This window comes from Actinomycetospora termitidis (genome assembly GCF_030286555.1).
In the GTDB taxonomy this organism is placed as follows: domain Bacteria; phylum Actinomycetota; class Actinomycetes; order Mycobacteriales; family Pseudonocardiaceae; genus Actinomycetospora; species Actinomycetospora termitidis.
In genome coordinates, this window is record NZ_JASVWF010000010.1 from 35,397 (window position 1) to 51,196 (window position 15,800).

The 15,800-nt window shown below is 72.8% G+C and carries 14 protein-coding genes and 1 tRNA gene; 5 read left to right on the plus strand and 10 right to left on the minus strand.

Annotated elements, in window-relative coordinates:
- From QRT03_RS30000 to speD, 4 genes are all read left to right on the plus strand, one after another.
- A complete protein-coding gene (locus QRT03_RS30000; protein WP_286056847.1) occupies positions 1–732 on the plus strand; it encodes a hypothetical protein in 732 nt (243 codons plus the stop codon).
- Between the two features lie 3 nt (positions 733–735).
- Positions 736–930, plus strand: a complete 195-nt coding sequence (locus QRT03_RS30005) for a hypothetical protein (protein ID WP_286056848.1) — start codon at positions 736–738, stop codon at positions 928–930.
- A 1,125-nt stretch (positions 931–2,055) separates the two neighbouring features.
- Positions 2,056–3,228 (plus strand): type III PLP-dependent enzyme, encoded by a 1,173-nt coding sequence (locus QRT03_RS30010; protein WP_286056849.1) that lies wholly within the window; start codon positions 2,056–2,058, stop codon positions 3,226–3,228.
- A complete protein-coding gene (gene speD / locus QRT03_RS30020; RefSeq protein WP_345783317.1) occupies positions 3,225–4,484 on the plus strand; it encodes an adenosylmethionine decarboxylase in 1,260 nt (419 codons plus the stop codon). The genes QRT03_RS30010 and speD overlap by 4 nt, the downstream gene beginning before the upstream one ends.
- Before the next feature lie 246 nt (positions 4,485–4,730).
- On the opposite strand, the gene QRT03_RS30025 is transcribed toward speD, so the two are convergent.
- The 5 genes from QRT03_RS30025 to QRT03_RS30045 form a co-directional block, all read right to left on the minus strand.
- Positions 4,731–5,180, minus strand: a complete 450-nt coding sequence (locus QRT03_RS30025) for a hypothetical protein (protein WP_286056850.1) — start codon at positions 5,178–5,180, stop codon at positions 4,731–4,733.
- Positions 5,181–5,184: 4 nt separating this feature from the next.
- Positions 5,185–9,573, minus strand: a complete 4,389-nt coding sequence (locus tag QRT03_RS30030; RefSeq protein WP_286056851.1) for an RHS repeat-associated core domain-containing protein — start codon at positions 9,571–9,573, stop codon at positions 5,185–5,187.
- A gap of 53 nt (positions 9,574–9,626) precedes the next feature.
- Complete coding sequence (locus QRT03_RS30035; RefSeq protein ID WP_286056852.1) at positions 9,627–10,046, minus strand: acyl-CoA thioesterase; 420 nt, start codon at positions 10,044–10,046, stop codon at positions 9,627–9,629.
- Positions 10,043–11,773: an AMP-binding protein gene (locus tag QRT03_RS30040; protein WP_286056853.1), complete on the minus strand. Its 1,731-nt coding sequence runs from the start codon at positions 11,771–11,773 to the stop codon at positions 10,043–10,045. The genes QRT03_RS30035 and QRT03_RS30040 overlap by 4 nt, the downstream gene beginning before the upstream one ends.
- Before the next feature lie 84 nt (positions 11,774–11,857).
- Positions 11,858–12,079, minus strand: a complete 222-nt coding sequence (locus QRT03_RS30045; RefSeq protein ID WP_179796856.1) for a DUF3618 domain-containing protein — start codon at positions 12,077–12,079, stop codon at positions 11,858–11,860.
- A gap of 177 nt (positions 12,080–12,256) precedes the next feature.
- Between QRT03_RS30045 and bcp the strand changes: the two genes are divergently transcribed.
- A complete protein-coding gene (gene bcp, locus QRT03_RS30050) occupies positions 12,257–12,730 on the plus strand; it encodes a thioredoxin-dependent thiol peroxidase (RefSeq protein WP_286056854.1) in 474 nt (157 codons plus the stop codon).
- Between the two features lies 1 nt (position 12,731).
- On the opposite strand, the gene QRT03_RS30055 is transcribed toward bcp, so the two are convergent.
- From QRT03_RS30055 to rph, 5 genes are all read right to left on the minus strand, one after another.
- A tRNA-Leu gene (locus QRT03_RS30055) sits at positions 12,732–12,805 on the minus strand.
- A gap of 176 nt (positions 12,806–12,981) precedes the next feature.
- A complete protein-coding gene (locus QRT03_RS30060; protein ID WP_286056855.1) occupies positions 12,982–13,815 on the minus strand; it encodes an alpha/beta fold hydrolase in 834 nt (277 codons plus the stop codon).
- Complete coding sequence (locus QRT03_RS30065) at positions 13,790–14,398, minus strand: class I SAM-dependent methyltransferase (protein WP_286056856.1); 609 nt, start codon at positions 14,396–14,398, stop codon at positions 13,790–13,792. The genes QRT03_RS30060 and QRT03_RS30065 overlap by 26 nt, the downstream gene beginning before the upstream one ends.
- Positions 14,395–15,000: an RdgB/HAM1 family non-canonical purine NTP pyrophosphatase gene (gene rdgB / locus QRT03_RS30070; RefSeq protein ID WP_286056857.1), complete on the minus strand. Its 606-nt coding sequence runs from the start codon at positions 14,998–15,000 to the stop codon at positions 14,395–14,397. The genes QRT03_RS30065 and rdgB overlap by 4 nt, the downstream gene beginning before the upstream one ends.
- A complete protein-coding gene (gene rph, locus QRT03_RS30075) occupies positions 15,000–15,743 on the minus strand; it encodes a ribonuclease PH (RefSeq protein WP_286056858.1) in 744 nt (247 codons plus the stop codon). Before rph ends, rdgB begins: the two co-directional genes overlap by 1 nt.
- Positions 15,744–15,800 lie beyond the last annotated feature (57 nt).

Consider the following 15,800-nt stretch of genomic DNA (forward strand, 5'->3'; position numbering starts at 1 on the left):
GTGTCGGGTCCGGGAGGCGGCAGCGGCATCCCGGCCCTGTACCCGATCCCGGCTCACCACGACCAGAGGCGCGACCACCAGCTCTCGGTGCCACTCGTGTCGGTGGTCGACCCCGCCGACGTCTCGTACTCGAAGGACTGCCCGTCCGACGACTGGGCGCTGTACACGGTCTTCGACTCGCCGTCGGAGGACGTGACGCTGCGCTTGGTGACGCTGTTGCCCTCGTCGTCCGAGGTGGTGGTCTCCCGGACCGTCGACCCGTCGGAGTCCTTCGACGTACTCGACTTCACCGACGAGCTGGAGGACTGCTTCGTCGACGGCGAGCTCGACCTCGAGGACGGCTGGGACGACTTCGAGCTCGAGGACCCGGAGGAACTCGACGACGAAGGCTTCGACGACGAGGGCTTCGACGACGAAGTCCTGGCCGACGACGAGCTGGACGGCTTCGCACTCGACGATCTCGACGACTCCGACGACGGGGCCGAGCCGGTCGTCCGGTCCTCGTCGTCGGTCGACTCGCGGGTGGTCGTGACCTCGACGGTCGACGAGTCCGCGGACCGCGTCGTCGTCTGGATGGTGCGCGACCGGCTGCCGGGGTCGGTGCTCGTCGACCGTGTCGTCACCGCGCCGCTGCCCGGGTCGACCGAGCGGCTGCGCGTGGTGGTGACGCCGGTGGTCGGGTCGGTCCGGGTCGACTCCGGCTCGGCCGCGGTGGTCGTCGCCGAGCGCTGACCGGTGCCCGGGACCTGCACCCGGGTGCCCGGCGCGGACGTCGCGGTCGGGTCGTCGGTCCCGGCGCTGCCGGTGGCCGTGGCGCCCGGACCCGTCGTCGTGGTGACGGCGTCCGACGACCCGGGTGGCGCGTCGGTGGACGGCGACCCGAGGGTGGGGATCGGCCAGCCGTCCGGCACCGAGGTCCCGGTCGCCTGACCGCGGCTCGGCGTGAGGGTCGACCCGGTGCCCGTGGAGGTGGCCTCGCCGGGGAGGTCGGCCGTGGTGGTCGCGGTCGACGAGGGTGCGTCCGAGCTGCTCGGTCCGAGCAGCGGGATCGGCCACCCCGCCGGCGCGACCGCGGGGAGGGCGGCGGTGCGCGGGGCACGGTCCTGCCCCTCGGCGTCCGCGTCGCCGGGGCCGGGGCGGCCGGGCGTGTCCGCCCCGCGCTCCTCGGGGCCGCCGCGTCCGCCGCCGCGGTCCTCGCCGTCGCCGCGACCGGCGTCGCGGTCCGCGGGGCGGTCACGGCCGCCGTCCCGGTCGGTCGCGGGCGTCCGGCCGCGGGTCTCGTCGCGCTCCGGGGTCTGCTCCGGGCCTCCGAGCACCCGCCCGGGCAGGTCGAGCACACCGGGCCGGGGCGCGGCGGGCGCCGACGTGGCACCGGGCTCCGGGACGACGGGCACGGGCAGGACGGGTGGAGCCGGTGAGGCGGGCGCCGGGGTGACCGGCGCCGGCGCGTCCGTCGACGACGGTGCCGCCGCGCCACCTCCACCGGGCACGATCGGTGCGAGCGGCGGGTCCCATCCCGAGGGGGTGCTGGTCGCCGGGGCGGGCGCGCTCGAGGGCACCCGAGACCCGGGGATCGGGATGGGGGTGAGGGGCGGCGCCAGCGCGTCGTCGGAACCCGTGCCGGTGTCGGGCTCACCCAGGGCGGGCGCGCTCGACGTCGGCCTCGACGATTCGCCTGAACCGCTCGACGTCCGCGTCGCGGCGCTCTCCGGCGCCAGCGGGCTCGACGTCCCCGCCGTTCCGGCGGCCTGCTCGCTCGGCCCGGGCGGCGCCACGACCGTGCGTCCCACGCCGAGTGCCGCCGCCGTCACGGCCACGGCGAACAACCCCGTGACCGCCGTGCTGCGAGCCGACCAGCGGGGCCACCTCTGCTCCCGCCGCCGACCCGTCTCCCATCCTCCCTGGGAGCCCGAAGGCATACCTGTCCTGCTTTCTCCCCGACCCGCCACTCCCGACCCCGCCAGATCAGGAGATCTCGGACAGTACGCGTCCGATACGTCTCACGTCAGCCGTTTCGTACATCGCCCGCGCGGCATTACAGGCACGATGGACGACGTGGGTGCACAGCGGGCCGTGCAGGCGCACGAGGGCGCGCTGACCTCGCACGATGCATCGTCCGGAAGGCCTAGCGAGAGCCCCCGGCTGGAGCTGGATCTCACCGTGGTGGCGCAGTCCTTCCGGATCTTCGAGCGTTCCCTTCCTCACGTCGAGCCCGCCTATGCGGTGAAGGCCAACCCGCTCCCGGAGGTGCTCTCGCTACTGGCGGGCCTGGGGGCGAGCGTCGACCTCGCGAGCGTCGGCGAGCTTGACGCGTGCCTGATGGCCGGGTTCGAGCCGGGGAGGATGAGCTGGGGGAACCCGGTGAAGAAGCCGTCCGACGTCCGCGCGGCCGTGGCGGCGGGCGTCACCCGGTTCACCACCGACTCCGCCGGCGACGTCGACCTGCTCGCCCGCGAGGCCCCCGGAGCCTCGGTGACGGTGCGGCTCGCCGTCGGGGACAACGGGTCCGCGACGCCCTTCGCGGGCAAGTTCGGCGTGGCGCCCGACGAGGCCGCGACCCTCCTGCGCCGCGCCCGGGACGCCAGGCTGCGTGCGCACGGGCTCGGCTTCCACCCCGGCTCGCAGCAGGCCGACCCGTCGTCGTGGCGGAGGGGCATCGCGGCCTGCCGGGCGGCTGCCGAGGGATTCGGCGGACCGATCGGCGAGCTCAACCTCGGCGGCGGCTTCCCGACGGTGCACGCGGCCGGTCCCGTGCCCGGGCTGCGCGAGATCGCCGCGGCGATCGACGCCGAGCTCGGCGACTGGCGGCCGCACCTGGTCGCCGAACCCGGCCGGGCGCTGGTGGCCGACGCCGGGGTGCTCGTCGCCGAGGTCGTGCTGGTCACCGAGCGGGCCGGCCGGCGCTGGGTCTACCTGGACGTCGGCCGCTACCAGGGTCTCGCCGAGACCGAGGGCGAGATGATCGTGTACCGGCTGCACTGTCCCGGGCACCGTCCGGACGCGGCGGTCGGCCCGGTCGTGCTGGCCGGCCCGACCTGCGACGGCGACGACGTCCTGTACCGCCGGGCCGACGTCCGCCTCCCGCTCGATCTCGCTCCGGGCGACGTCGTCGAGTTCCTCGGCGCGGGGGCCTACACGTCCAGCTACGCCTCGGTCGGCTTCAACGGGCTGCCGCCGTTGCCGACCGTGCTCGTGAACCCTCCTACCCCTGAGAGGACCCCTGATTGACGACCTCCGCCGTGACCCCGGCCGCCCCCGCACCTTCGTTCGCGGGACGCCACGTGCTCGCCGAGCTGCGCGGGGTCTCCCCCGCGCTGCTCGGTGACGACGCCGCCGTCACCCGCGCCCTGCGCACCGCGCTGGATGCCGGCGGGGCCACTGTCCTCGACGTCGTGGCCCATCGGTTCGAGCCGCAGGGCACCACGGTGCTCGCACTCCTGGCCGAGTCCCATGCCTCGGTCCACGCCTATCCCGAGGCGGGCGCGGCGTTCGTGGACGTCTTCACGTGCGGCGAGCACGCCGATCCCGAGCGGATCGTGGAGGTCCTGGGCCGTGAGGTCGGGGCCGTCGAGGTCCGCGCGCAGATCGTGGCGCGGGGGGCGGGTCTCGCGCCGGACGTCGTCGGGCAGCGCGAGGTCGACGAGCCGCTCGCACCCGGGATGCGGCGCCGGTGGCGGATCGACGAGGTGCTGTTCCGCGGCCGCACCCCGTGGCAGGACATGATCGTCGCGCGCACCGCGCAGGGCGTCTCGTTGTTCTGCGACGGCGAGCGGCAGTCGACCGAGCAGACCCAGCTCGTCTACCACGAGGCCCTCGCCGTGCCGCCCCTGCTGCTGGCCGACCGGCTGGACCGGGTGCTGGTCGTGGGGTCGTCCGAGGGCGTCGTGTCGCAGCTCGCGGTGGCGGCGGGGGCGTCGGTGGTGGACCACGTCGACATCGACTCCGAGTGCGTCCGGCAGTGCGCGTCCCTGCTGCCGTACGGCTACTCCGCGGCGGAGCTGGCGGCAGCCGAGTCGGGCGACGGGCCGGTCCGGGTGCACTACGAGGACGGTTGGGAGTTCCTGGCCGCGGCCGCCGCGCGGGGCGACCGGTACGACGTCGTGATCGTGGACCTGCCCGACGAGCCGGTGGAGGTCGACGACCCCGCCCAGCACGCGCGCCTGTACGGCACGCCGTTCCTGGAGCGATGTTCGTCGGTGCTCGCTCCCGGCGGGGTGGTGTGCTCACAGGCCGGCTGTCCGACGGTGTGGCGCAACGACACGTTGAAGCGGATGTCGGCCCGGTTCTCGTCGGTGTTCTCGACGGTCCTGCCGTACTGCTCGGACGAGCACGAGTGGGCGTACCTGACGGGCCGGGTGGACGCCGTGGACGACCCGGTGGGGTTGGCGGTGTCGCGGCTGGACCGCTTTCCGTCGTTGTCGTCGGTGGACGCCGAGGCGCTGGTGCGGGGGTCGATCCTGCCGTTCGACGTACGCCGAGGTTGATCAGCGAGCACCTGCGGTGGTCCGAGCGCCGCCCCGACCGCCGCAGGTGCTCGCTCGTCGTGTCGAGTGGGCGCTGATCGGTGCCGGGCTGACGTCCTCGGCCTGATGGACGCCCACTCGCTGCCGGCGAGTCAGTCGGGCCAGCCTTGTCGCGGGCTACTTCGGCGTGACCGCACCTTGTCGTTGTGATTCACAGCGACAAGGTGAAGCGAGGCGTCGATTCCCCGCGACAAGGCTCGCCTGCCATCAGATGAGGGTCGTACTCGTCCACGCCACGGGCGTCGCGAGCGTGTCCCAGTCGTACAGGCGACGCAGAATCTCCTCCTCCGAGTCCTCGTCGTAGAGGGGAGGGGCGGCATCACCGCCCTTGACGTTTCCCAACCACATCTCGATCGTCTCAGCCTCGATGATCAACTCTTGTCCGTTGATCGCTCCCACCCACATCCTCCATCGTCCGCTGCCCGTCGAGGAGAGCATTGAGGCGCCGACGTAGAAGGCTTGGAAGCGCTGTGCGTACTGGGAGCGCGATCCGGACCACGACGCCGATTCGACGCCCTCGGCGGTCAGCACACCCACGTTGACGTCGTCGTAGTAGAGGGAGCTCTTGAGGTCGAAGACCACCGCCGCCGATCCTGCGGCGATATCGACGTTCAACTTCTGGATATCGCACTCCGCAAGCACGTCATCCGAGGCCAACGGATCAGGATGAGGGCGGGGGTAGCCAGTCAAGGTCCGAGAAGGGCGCGAAGTTCTCAGCTCGAGCTCCGTCGGAACCGAACTTCCAGTGCCAGAGTGCATCAGACTTCGCCACCGTCTTCCCGGTGTATGGATTCGCCGACTGACCGCTTCTGGTGTAGTTGACGTAGCCCGTCGGCTGGGGGTTGTTGGGCTTGAGGTGAGGCTCCATGATCCTCACGGAGTCGATCTTCTCATGAAGACCATGACCACCACTGCCGCCTGTGAACTGCATACCCGCTCCGTTGCTGGTCGGGAAAGGTCCCTCAGCTCCCTTGGGCACGACGACCACTTCGCCGTTCGGATGAGCGACGAACGCTGGGCTGTGAGTGGCTGCCGCACCCTGGACGCCGGGGCCAGGCTGCGCGGGGGACGCCCCGGACCCACCCGGCGACGGGGGCTGCCCTGCACAGGGGTTGAGCCCCAGCGGGTCCGCCCAGGTGTGCGGGTTGTGCACGTACGCCGCCGGGTTGGGGGCCGGGGTGAGGCCGAGGGGGTCCTGGGAGAGGTACCGAGCGGTGTCCGGGTCGTAGTAGCGGTGGAGGTTGGAGGCGAGGCCCGTCTCGGTGTCGAGGTACTGCCCCGGGAACAACAGCGGCGTCGAGATCCCGCTCCACGTCGTTCGACCCCACAGCGACCGACGTGCCTGGCCCACGACCGACCCGTCGTCGGACAGGAGCTCCGTCGGCGCCCCGACGAGGTCGGTGACGATCGCGAAGAACGCCTCGTCGACCTCCGTCCGGCCGGCCGCGCGCCATCGGGTCCGCTGCGAGACCGGGTGCATTCCCTGGTGGTCCCAGGTCGTCGAGGAGACACCGGCCGGGGTGTGGCGGACCTCCTCGACCAGCGTCGAGCCGTCCCACGTGAAGTCGACCTGCTCGGACGGGCCGACCTTCGAGACGCGCCGGCCGAAGGCGTCGTAGACGTACCGCCAGCGCGAACCGTCCGGCGTCGTCACGCCGACCAGCTGGTCGAGCGCATCCCACTCGTAGCGCCACACGTCCGGCCGGTGCCCCAGCCGACGGCGCACCCGCTGGACCAGCCGTCCCTCGGCGTCGTGCGCGTAGCTGACCCGCCCGGCCCGCTCGAGCACCGTGCCGTGGAACGAGCGCGCGCCACTCACCTCCGGATCGGCACCCGGCCACGAGGCGCCGGTGGTGTTGCCGAGCGGGTCGTAGGCGTACTGCTCGGTCCAGCCGTCGGCGCGGACGCCGGTCACCCGGCCCCGCAGGTCCAGCTCGAACTCCCGCGCACCGATCCCCGCGAGCGCTCCGTCGGCGCGGTAGCGGTACTCGCGCTCCGACCCGCCGACCCGCTGGCCGACCATCCGGCCGTCGCTCCACTCCTGCTCGACGACGGCCGCCCCGGCACGACGACGGGTCTCGCGCCCGGCCACGTCGTGGTCGAACCCGATCTCGACGCCCGCCAGCAGTGACCGCACCGTCGAGTCGGGCGCGTACGACCACCGCGACGCCTGCCCGGCGGGCGTCAGCCGCTCGACCCGCCGGCCGACGAGGTCGTACGACGACGAGACCGCCCGCCCGTTCGTCGCCTCGCCCACCACCCGGCCGACCGCGTCCCGCGTCAGCACCACGTCGACCTCGGGAGTCGTCGCTCGGACCAGCCGCCCGACGGGGTCGTGGTCGTAGGTCGTCAGCGACCCCCGCGCGCGCCGTTCGCTCACCTGGCCGAGCGCGGTGAAGGCGTAGGTGACGGTCTCGCCGAGCGCGTTCGTGCGGGCCCGGACCTGCCCTGCCGCGTCGACGTCGAACGTCCGCCGGCGCCCGTCGAAGTCGGTCTCGGCGACGAGACGACCGGCCGGGTCGTACTCGTAGGTCCAGCGGGAACCGTCGGGCGCGAGGACCCCGACGAGTCGCATCTCGGAGTCCCACGACTGCTCGAACCGCGACCCGTCCGGCTCGATCCGCGCCGCGACGAGGTCGAAGTGCGTGTGCTCGAACCGGGTCACGGCACCGGTCGCCGAGGTGACCGAGGTCAGGTTGCCCTCGGCGTCGTACACCCGCCGTTCGATCCCGCCGTCGGGCGCGGTCCTCGTCGCGAGCCGCCCCTCGAGCGTCCACGACCAGCGCGTGACCAGGCCCGTCGGGTCCGTCTCCGTGATCACGCGACCGAACGCGTCGCGCTCCCACCGCGTCACCGCGCCGACCGGGTCGACGACGCCCACCGGCAGCCCGGCGGCGTCGTTCTCCACGCGCGTCGTGGCCCCGAGCGCGTCGACCACGGCGACGAGGCCCGTGGCGTCGTACTCGTAGCGGGTGCGGGCCCCGAGCGGGTCGGACGTCGCGACCCGCCGTCCGGAACCGTCGTAGGAGTGCGTCCACACGGCGCCGTCCGCGTCGTGCACCCGCACCGGAAGGCCCGCGTCGTCGTGCTCCTCGACGATCTCCGAGCCGTCCGGCCGGACGATGCGGTCGAGCACGCCGATCGCGTCGTGTCCGTAGCGGGTCGTGCGTCCGAGTTCGTCGGTCTCCGCGACCCTGCGACGCCCCCCGTACTCGGTGCGCCGCTCGTGCCCGAGCGGGTCGATCGTGCGGACGACCCGGCCCTCGTCGTCGTGCACGTAGCGCGTGGTGTGGCCGAGCGAGTCGGTGTGCGCGACGGCGGGGCCGTCGTGGTCGAACGTGGCGCTCATGGTGTCGCCGGAGCCGACCTGGCGGACGACGCGGTCGGCATCGTCGTACTCGTGGCGGAACCAGGTGCCGGCCCGGTCGGCCCACCCGGTGATCCGGCCGCGCCCGTCGTAGCCGAACCTCGTCGGCAGCCCGGACGACGTCACGACCGCCGTCATGTTCCCGGCCTCGTACCCGAACCGGACGAGCGCGCGGTCGGTGCCGCCGCGCCCGGCGCCGACGAGGTCGTAGCCGACGATGCGGTCGCGCTCGGTCAGGACCTTCACGCGGTAGCCGCCGCTGTGGACGACCTCCAGCGGCGTCCCGTCCGCGAGCCGGTCGACCTCGACACGGTGCTCCCGCTCGACGACCGCGGTGAGCCACCGCTGGTCGCCGTGCTCGCCGAAGTGCCACGCCCGATCCCCGTTCCGGACGACGGGTCGGGTCCCGTCGAGCAGCCAGCGCGGGTCCTCGCGGGAGGGGCCACCCGTCGTCGGGAAGTGGAGGGCCATGCCGTCGAGGCGGGCGAGGACGACCTCGTCCCCGGTGACGACGAGGTGCTGGTCGAGGGTGGAGGTCCAGGTCGGGCCGAAGAAGCGGCCGGAGCGGTAGGACGACCGGTGGAAGCGCTCGAGGACGAGAGGGAGCACGCCGGGGAGCACGACGTCGACGGAGGACTGGACCAGGTGGCCGGTCCCGACGTCGACGGGTTCGCCGCGGAGGACGGCGTCGGCGGGAGCGGTGGTCGTGGGTGGAGCCACGTCGATGCGGAGCCCGGGCGCCGGGGTGGGCGCGGTCCGCACCGCCACGACGGCCTCCGGAGCGAGTCGCGAGGCGTCGGCGACGGCCTCCCCGGCCCGGAGCCCGGCCTTGACACCGGTGGCCGCCCACCCGGCGAACGGGATCATCGCCGCCGCCGACAGGCCGGCGTTGAGGTAGTCGCCCTCGGCGGTGTACCAGGCCGCGTTCGCCCCGTCGGCGATCTCCCCGACCCCCGGGATCAGCCCCGCGACGTCGAGCGCCGAGTGCCCGAGGTCGGACCAGGAGAAGCCTGCCTCTTCCTCGGGCGCAGTAGCCGGTGGCGCGGCGAACTGCGGAGGGGCTCCGAGCGGAGCACCGGGAGCGCCCGCCACCGCTCCCGGTGCCCCACCGGCCGCGCCGGCAACCGGCGCCGTCATCCCCGCCAACTGGCCCTGCGCGCCCTGCACCTGGGACGCCGCGGCCTGGTTGGCCTGCTGCTCGCGGGCAGTGGCCTGCTCCATCAGGGCCCGGCCCTCGGCGATCGTCGCGTTCGCTGCGTTGACCGCCCCGTTCGCCGCGTTCATCGCCGCGTCCGCCTGCTGACCGGCCGGCGCCGGGGTCGCCGCGAGCGTGGCGACCCGGGCGGTCGCCGTCGCCAGCTCCGCCTCCCCCTGGCGCACCATCTCCTCGCCACGGGCGAACATCTCCTGCGCCGCCCGCAGCTCCGCCCCGTACGCGGTCAGCGCCTGCCCCACCAGCCGCGACACGTCCGCCCCGATGGACGCGCGGCTGCCGATCTCACCGATCTGCCCGGTCGCCGCCGACGCCGCCCCACCGGTCCAGGCGCTGCCGAGGCCCCCGCCGGCCGCGCGGATGCCCTCCCCGGCGCTGGTGAACTGCTCGGCCATGGACGTCAACTGCGACGCCCCGGCCTCCACCGCCCCCGGATCCCCCGGCATCGGCACCCCGACCACCTCCCTCACGGCGGGACGCTAGGGAAGCGCCCGCGGCCGTGGGGGCGGTTTCGAGAAAGTCGTCAGCCCCGAGTGGCCGCCAGCCCGTCGGCCAGGCGGGCCGGCACCGGCACCTTGGTGAACTCCGACGCGTCCACGCACACGTGCACCAGCTGGACGACGACCGCATCCGACCAGTCCTCATCGGGACCGGACCTCCGGCGGACCACCACGCGCGACGTCAGCGACGTCGTCCCGACCTTCTCGTTCTCGACGGCGAGCTCCACGAGATCGCCCCACTGCACGGACGACCCGTAGTCCAGCGACGCGTGCACGATCTGGATGTCGACGCCGTCGGCGATCATGTCCGGGTAGGGGTAGCCGACCGACGCCTGGAAGGCCGTGAACGCCTCGTCGCACCAGGTCAGGTAGTGCCCGAAGAACACCACGCCCTGCTGGTCGATCTCGGCGTACCGCGGCACCACCGGGAACGCGAAGCTCACGACCGCAGCCCGAGCGCCTCGTCGGAGAACTCGCCGTCGGGGGTGCCCTCGCCGTTCGGGCGCAGCTCGTTCTCCCGGCCCCGCAGCTCGACCCGGCGGATCTTCCCGGAGATCGTCTTCGGCAGCTCCGCGAACTCCAGCCGGCGCACCCGCTTGTAGGCGGGGAGGTGCTCGCGGCAGTACTCGAGGATCGACCGCGCGGTCGACTCGTCCGGGGAGAACCCGCGCGCCAGCACCACGTAGGCCTTCGGGACGGCGAGGCGGAGCGGGTCGGGCGAGGGCACGACCGCCGCCTCGGCCACCGCGTCGTGCTCGATCAGCACGCTCTCCAGCTCGAACGGGGAGATGCGGTAGTCCGACGCCTTGAACACGTCGTCGGAGCGGCCGACGTAGGTGATGTAGCCGTCCGCGTCACGGGCCCCGACGTCCCCCGTGTGGTAATAGCCGCCGCGCATGACCTCGGCGTTGCGCTCGTCGTCGTCGGCGTACCCGACCATCAGACCGACCGGCCGCTTCGACAGGTCGACGCAGATCTCGCCCTCCTCGCCGACCGCTCCCGACACCGGGTCCACCAGCGCGATCTCGAACCCCGGCAGCGGGCGACCCATCGAGCCGTCCTTCACCGGCTGACCCGGGGTGTTCGCGATCTGCAGTGACGACTCGGTCTGCCCGAACCCGTCGCGGATCGTCAGGCCCCACGCCTCGCGGACCTGCTCGATGACCTCCGCGTTCAGCGGCTCGCCGGCGCCCACGAGCTCGCGCATCGGCACCTTCCACGCCTTCAGGTCGGCCTGGATCAGCATCCGCCACACCGTGGGGGGCGCGCAGAACGTCGTCACGCCGTGGTCGACCAGCGTGCGCAGCATCGCGTCCGCGTCGAAGCGCGTGTAGTTGTAGATGAAGATCGTCGCCTCGGCGCACCACGGCGCGAAGACGTTCGACCACGCGTGCTTCGCCCAGCCGGGCGAGGCCACGTTGCAGTGCACGTCGCCGGGCTGCAGCCCGATCCAGTACATCGTCGACAGGTGCCCGACGGGGTAGGACACGTGCGTGTGCTGGACGAGCTTCGGCTTCGACGTGGTGCCCGAGGTGAAGTAGAGGAGCAGGGTGTCGTCGGAGCGGGTCGGGCCGTCCGGCTCGAAGTCGGCCGACTGCGACCCGGAGTCCGCGAAGTCCAGCCACCCGTCCGGGACGGCGGGTCCGACCGCGATCTTCGTGTACTCCCCGGGCACGTCGGCGAACTTGTCGACGTCGGCGTCCCGGACGACGACGTGGCCGGCGGCGCCGCGGTCGATGCGGTCGCGCAGGTCGGCCGCGCCCAGCATCGGGGTCGAGGGGATCAGCACGACGCCGAGCTTCATCGCCGCGAGGATCGTGTCCCACAGCTCGACCTGGTTGGCGAGCATGAGGATCAGCTTGTCGCCACGACGGACGCCGAGGGAACGGAGCCAGTTCGCCGTGCGGTTCGACCGCTCGGTCATCGTCGCGAAGGAGTACTTCGCCTCGGACCCGTCCTGCTCGACGATCCACAGCGCGGCCCGGTCGGCCGACGACGGGTCCCGCCCGATCGCGTCGAAGTGCTCCAGCGCCCAGTTGAACTCCTCGAGCTGCGGCCAGGCGAAGTCGCGGCGGGCGGCGTCGTAGTCGGTCTGTCGCTCGACGAGGAGGTCACGCGCGGCGCGGAACGCCTGCGCGGCGGGAGTCAGTTGCGACGACGACGTCGGCACGGCGGGAACCTCCGGATACGACAGCGGGCGGGCACTGCGAGGTTCCTATCACCTCGCAGCACCCGCCCACAGCCGTACGACCGGCTACTTGAACAGCTTCCGCAGCACCAGCAGCCCGATGAGGGTGCCCGCCGCGATCACGGCGTACTTGATCTTCGGGTCGGCCCACTTCTCGGCGGCCATCTCCTTGCCCTGGTCGGCGAGACGCTGCGGGTTGGCCCGCTCGGAGAGCTCGTCCAGCGCCCCGGCGAGCGCCTCACGAGCCTGCTCGATCTCCCGCTCGATGGTGTCCGGGTCGCGTGCCACTCGAGCCTCCTCGTCCTTCTCGGTCCGTGCTCTTCGGCACTCGGTTGCCGCACATCGTGGCGGCATGGTGTCGCGGCCGCGCGGCGAGTCCGGGGACGACGCGCCGCACGGTCGACCATCACATCCGAGCGGTTCCGTTTCCCCGTCGCTCCGCTCGCCCGGCTATCGTGCCCTGCCGTGGCTGCCGATAACCGTCTGACCCCCGGTGACGTCGCGCCGGACTTCTCGCTGACGTCCGACACGGGCGAGACGGTGTCCCTCGCGGACTACCGCGGGCGCCGCGTCGTCGTCTACTTCTACCCGGCTGCGAACACCCCGGGCTGCACCAAGGAGGCGTGCGACTTCACCGAGAACCTGGCGACGTTCGACGACGCCGGGATCGACGTCGTGGGCATCTCCCCCGACAAGCCGGAGAAGCTCGCCAAGTTCCGGGCCGACCAGGGCCTGACGTTCCCGCTGCTGTCGGACGTCGACAAGACGGTCATGCCGGCCTGGGGCGCGTGGGGCGAGAAGACGATGTACGGCCGCACCTCGACGGGCGTCATCCGCTCGACCTTCGTCGTCGACGCCGAGGGCAAGATCGAGGTCGCCCAGTACGGCGTCAAGGCCACCGGCCACGTGGGCCGGTTGCTGCGCGATCTGAAGCTCTGAGTACCGGCGATGGGATTCGAACCCACACTGTGCGGCACCTAAAGCCGCTGCCTCCTGCCGTTGGGCTACGCCGGTCCGCCGTTCGGACTAGCATTTTCCGACGGCGAGTACGGCCACTGTAGGACCTCCCCGGCTTGTCGCGGGTTTCCGCCCCGGTCGCTCCCTCTTGTCGCTGTGATTCACAGCGACAAGGTGGGTCCGAGCCGCCGAGAGACCGCGACAAGCTGACACACCCGCCGTCGGGAAGGCCCTCAGAGGTACGACCGCACCGCCTCCGCCATCTCCGCCGCCGCCTCGATCGGCGTGAAGTGCCCGACGTCGTCCAGCACCCGCACGTCCGCCCGCGGGAGCAGGTCCGGCACCGCGGCGGCGTACTCCGGCGGGAAGATCGGGTCCTGCGCGCCCCAGAGCACCGTGGCCGGCACGTCGACCGGCGGCGGGAACTCCGTGACGCCGCGCAGGTCCAGCGCCGTGTACAGCGACGACGAGCCGGAGCGGTACCAGTTGATCGACGTCGTGAACGCGCCGGGCCGCGAGTAGTCCTCCACGAGCGACTCGTCGACGACCGCGTCTGGACGCGCGCCCCAGTGCGACCAGAAGTGCTCCAGGTACGTCCGGACGGCCGCCGGGTTCCCGTCGACCAGCTGACGCGCCAGCTCCAGCTGGTGGAAGTCCTGGTACCAGAACTCCGGCCGGTACCGGTCGGACAGCACCGCCTCCGCGGTCACCGACGGCGCCAGCGTGTTGCCGAGGACCAGGGCGCGCGTGTGTCGAGGTATCTCGCGCGCCAACGCGATGGCCGTCGTGATCCCGATGTCGTACCCGACGATCACCGTCGGCCCCAGGTCGAGCTCGGTTATGAGCTCCACCAGCGCCCGGACCAGGTGCGCACGGTCGAAGTCCGACGGCGGCCGCAACTCGTCACCCGGGGAGAAGGACTTCCCGAACCCCGGCAGGTGCGGCACCACGACGTCCGCCACGTCGACCAGCAACGGCGTCAGCAACCGGTAGTCCGACACTCCGCCCGGCCACCCGTGCAGGCACAGCACCGGGGACCCGCTACCGCTCCGTTCCACCGCCAGCATCGACAACCTCCAGGACCCGGAAGCCCGCGTTCGACGACAGTCTCGAGACCAGGTACCCCTGATCGCCGAGCCACCGCGCCAGCGAGTCCGACCCCAGGTTCTTCGCGACGACGAGGTAGGAGGGTCCCGCGACCCGCGGCAGCCACTCGAGGAGCAGGTCGTGCAACGCGGTCTTGCCCCCGCGGATCGGCGGGTTGGACCACAGGCCGGCGAACCGGACCTCGGCCGGGACCTCGTCCGGACGGCAGGCCCGGACGTTGCCCAGACCCGCCGCCCGCGCGTTCTGCTCCACCAGCGAGAGCGCCCGGGAGTTCACGTCCACCGCCCAGACGGTCGACCGACGCCGGATCGTGGCGAGCCACAAGGAGATCGGCCCCCAGCCGCAGCCGAGGTCGAGCAGGTCGCCGCCCCGCTCGGGCTCCGGGGCGTGCTCGAGCAGCACCCGGGTGCCCTTGTCGAGCCGGCCGCGCGCGAACACCCCCGAGTCGGTGGTGACGTCCAACGACAGGCCCCGGACGTCGAGGCGGGCCGGCTCGGGCGACGAAGGACTCGTCGGCTCCTCGGCGAAGTACTGCTGGTTCACCCCAGCAACGCCCGCAGCTCCGGGGCCAGCGCCCGGAACGCCCGTGCCCGGTGCGAGACCGCGTTCTTCTCCTCGGACGACATCTCCGCCGAGGTGACCGACCCGCCGTCGGGAACGAAGGCGGGGTCGTAGCCGAACCCGTTCAGACCGCGCGGGGACCGGATCAGCGTCCCGGGCCACCGTTCCGTGACGACGGCCTCCCGCCCGTCCGGATGCACCGCCGCGGCCGCGCAGACGAACGCCGCGCCACGCCGCTCCTCGGGGACGTCCGCCATCTGGTCGAGGACGAGCGCGAGGTTCTTCGCGTCCTTCTCGCGCCGGTCCCCGCTCGAGCCCGACCACCGCGCGGAGAGCACGCCCGGCATCCCGTTCAGCGCGTCCACGGCGAGCCCGGAGTCGTCCGCGACGGCGAGCATGCCGGTCGCGGCGCACGCGTCGCGGGCCTTGGCCAGCGAGTTCTCGGCGAACGTCGCGCCGGTCTCGGGGGCCTCCGGGAACTCGGGCACCTCGTCGAGCCCGATCACCTCGACGCCGAGGTCGGAGACGATGTCTCGGAGCTCGGTGAGCTTGGCGTCGTTGCGGGTCGCGAGCAGGACCTTCATCAGGGCAGCTCCCCCGGGTACGGCTCGGCCAGCGCCGCGGCCTGGGCCTCCGTGAGCTTCGCGATCCCGGCGAGGGCCGAGTCGAGCATCGCGTCGAGGGTCGCGCGGGTGTACGTGGCGCCCTCGCCCGTGCCCTGCACCTCGACGAGGGTGCCGGCGTCGGTCGCGACGACGTTCATGTCGACCTCGGCGCGGCTGTCCTCCTCGTAGGGCAGGTCGAGGCGCACGCGTCCGTCGACCACCCCGACCGACACGGCCGCGATCGAGCACGACAACGGGTTCGGGTCGGCCAGCTTCTTCTTCGCACCGAGCCACGTGATCGCGTCCGCGAGGGCCACGTACGCCCCCGTGATGGCCGCGGTGCGCGTGCCGCCGTCGGCCTGGAGCACGTCACAGTCGAGCTGGATGGTGTTCTCGCCGAGGGCCTTGAGGTCGATCGCCGCGCGCAGCGAGCGGCCGACCAGCCGGCTGATCTCGTGCGTGCGCCCGCCGACCCGGCCCTTCACCGACTCGCGGTCGGACCGCGTGTGGGTCGCCGACGGGAGCATCGCGTACTCCGCGGTGAGCCAGCCGAGGCCGGAGTCGCGCCGCCACCGCGGGACGCCCTCGGTCACGCTCGCCGCGCACAGCACGCGGGTGTTGCCGAAGGACACCAGCACCGACCCGGCCGGGTGCTGCTGGAACCCCCGCCGGATCTCGATGGGGCGGAGTTCGTCGTCGGACCTGCCGTCACTGCGTGCCACGGTCGCCCACCCTAGGAGGCGCCGTTCCGGCAGGACGCTCTCGGACCCCTTGGTTAG

Excerpts from the sequence above, each read along its gene's own strand:
- rdgB (WP_286056857.1), bottom strand. The coding sequence starts at position 15,000 with ATGAAGGTCCTGCTCGCGACCCGCAACGACGCCAAGCTCACCGAGCTC.
- QRT03_RS30060 (WP_286056855.1), bottom strand. The coding sequence starts at position 13,815 with ATGCTGGCGGTGGAACGGAGCGGTAGCGGGTCCCCGGTGCTGTGCCTG.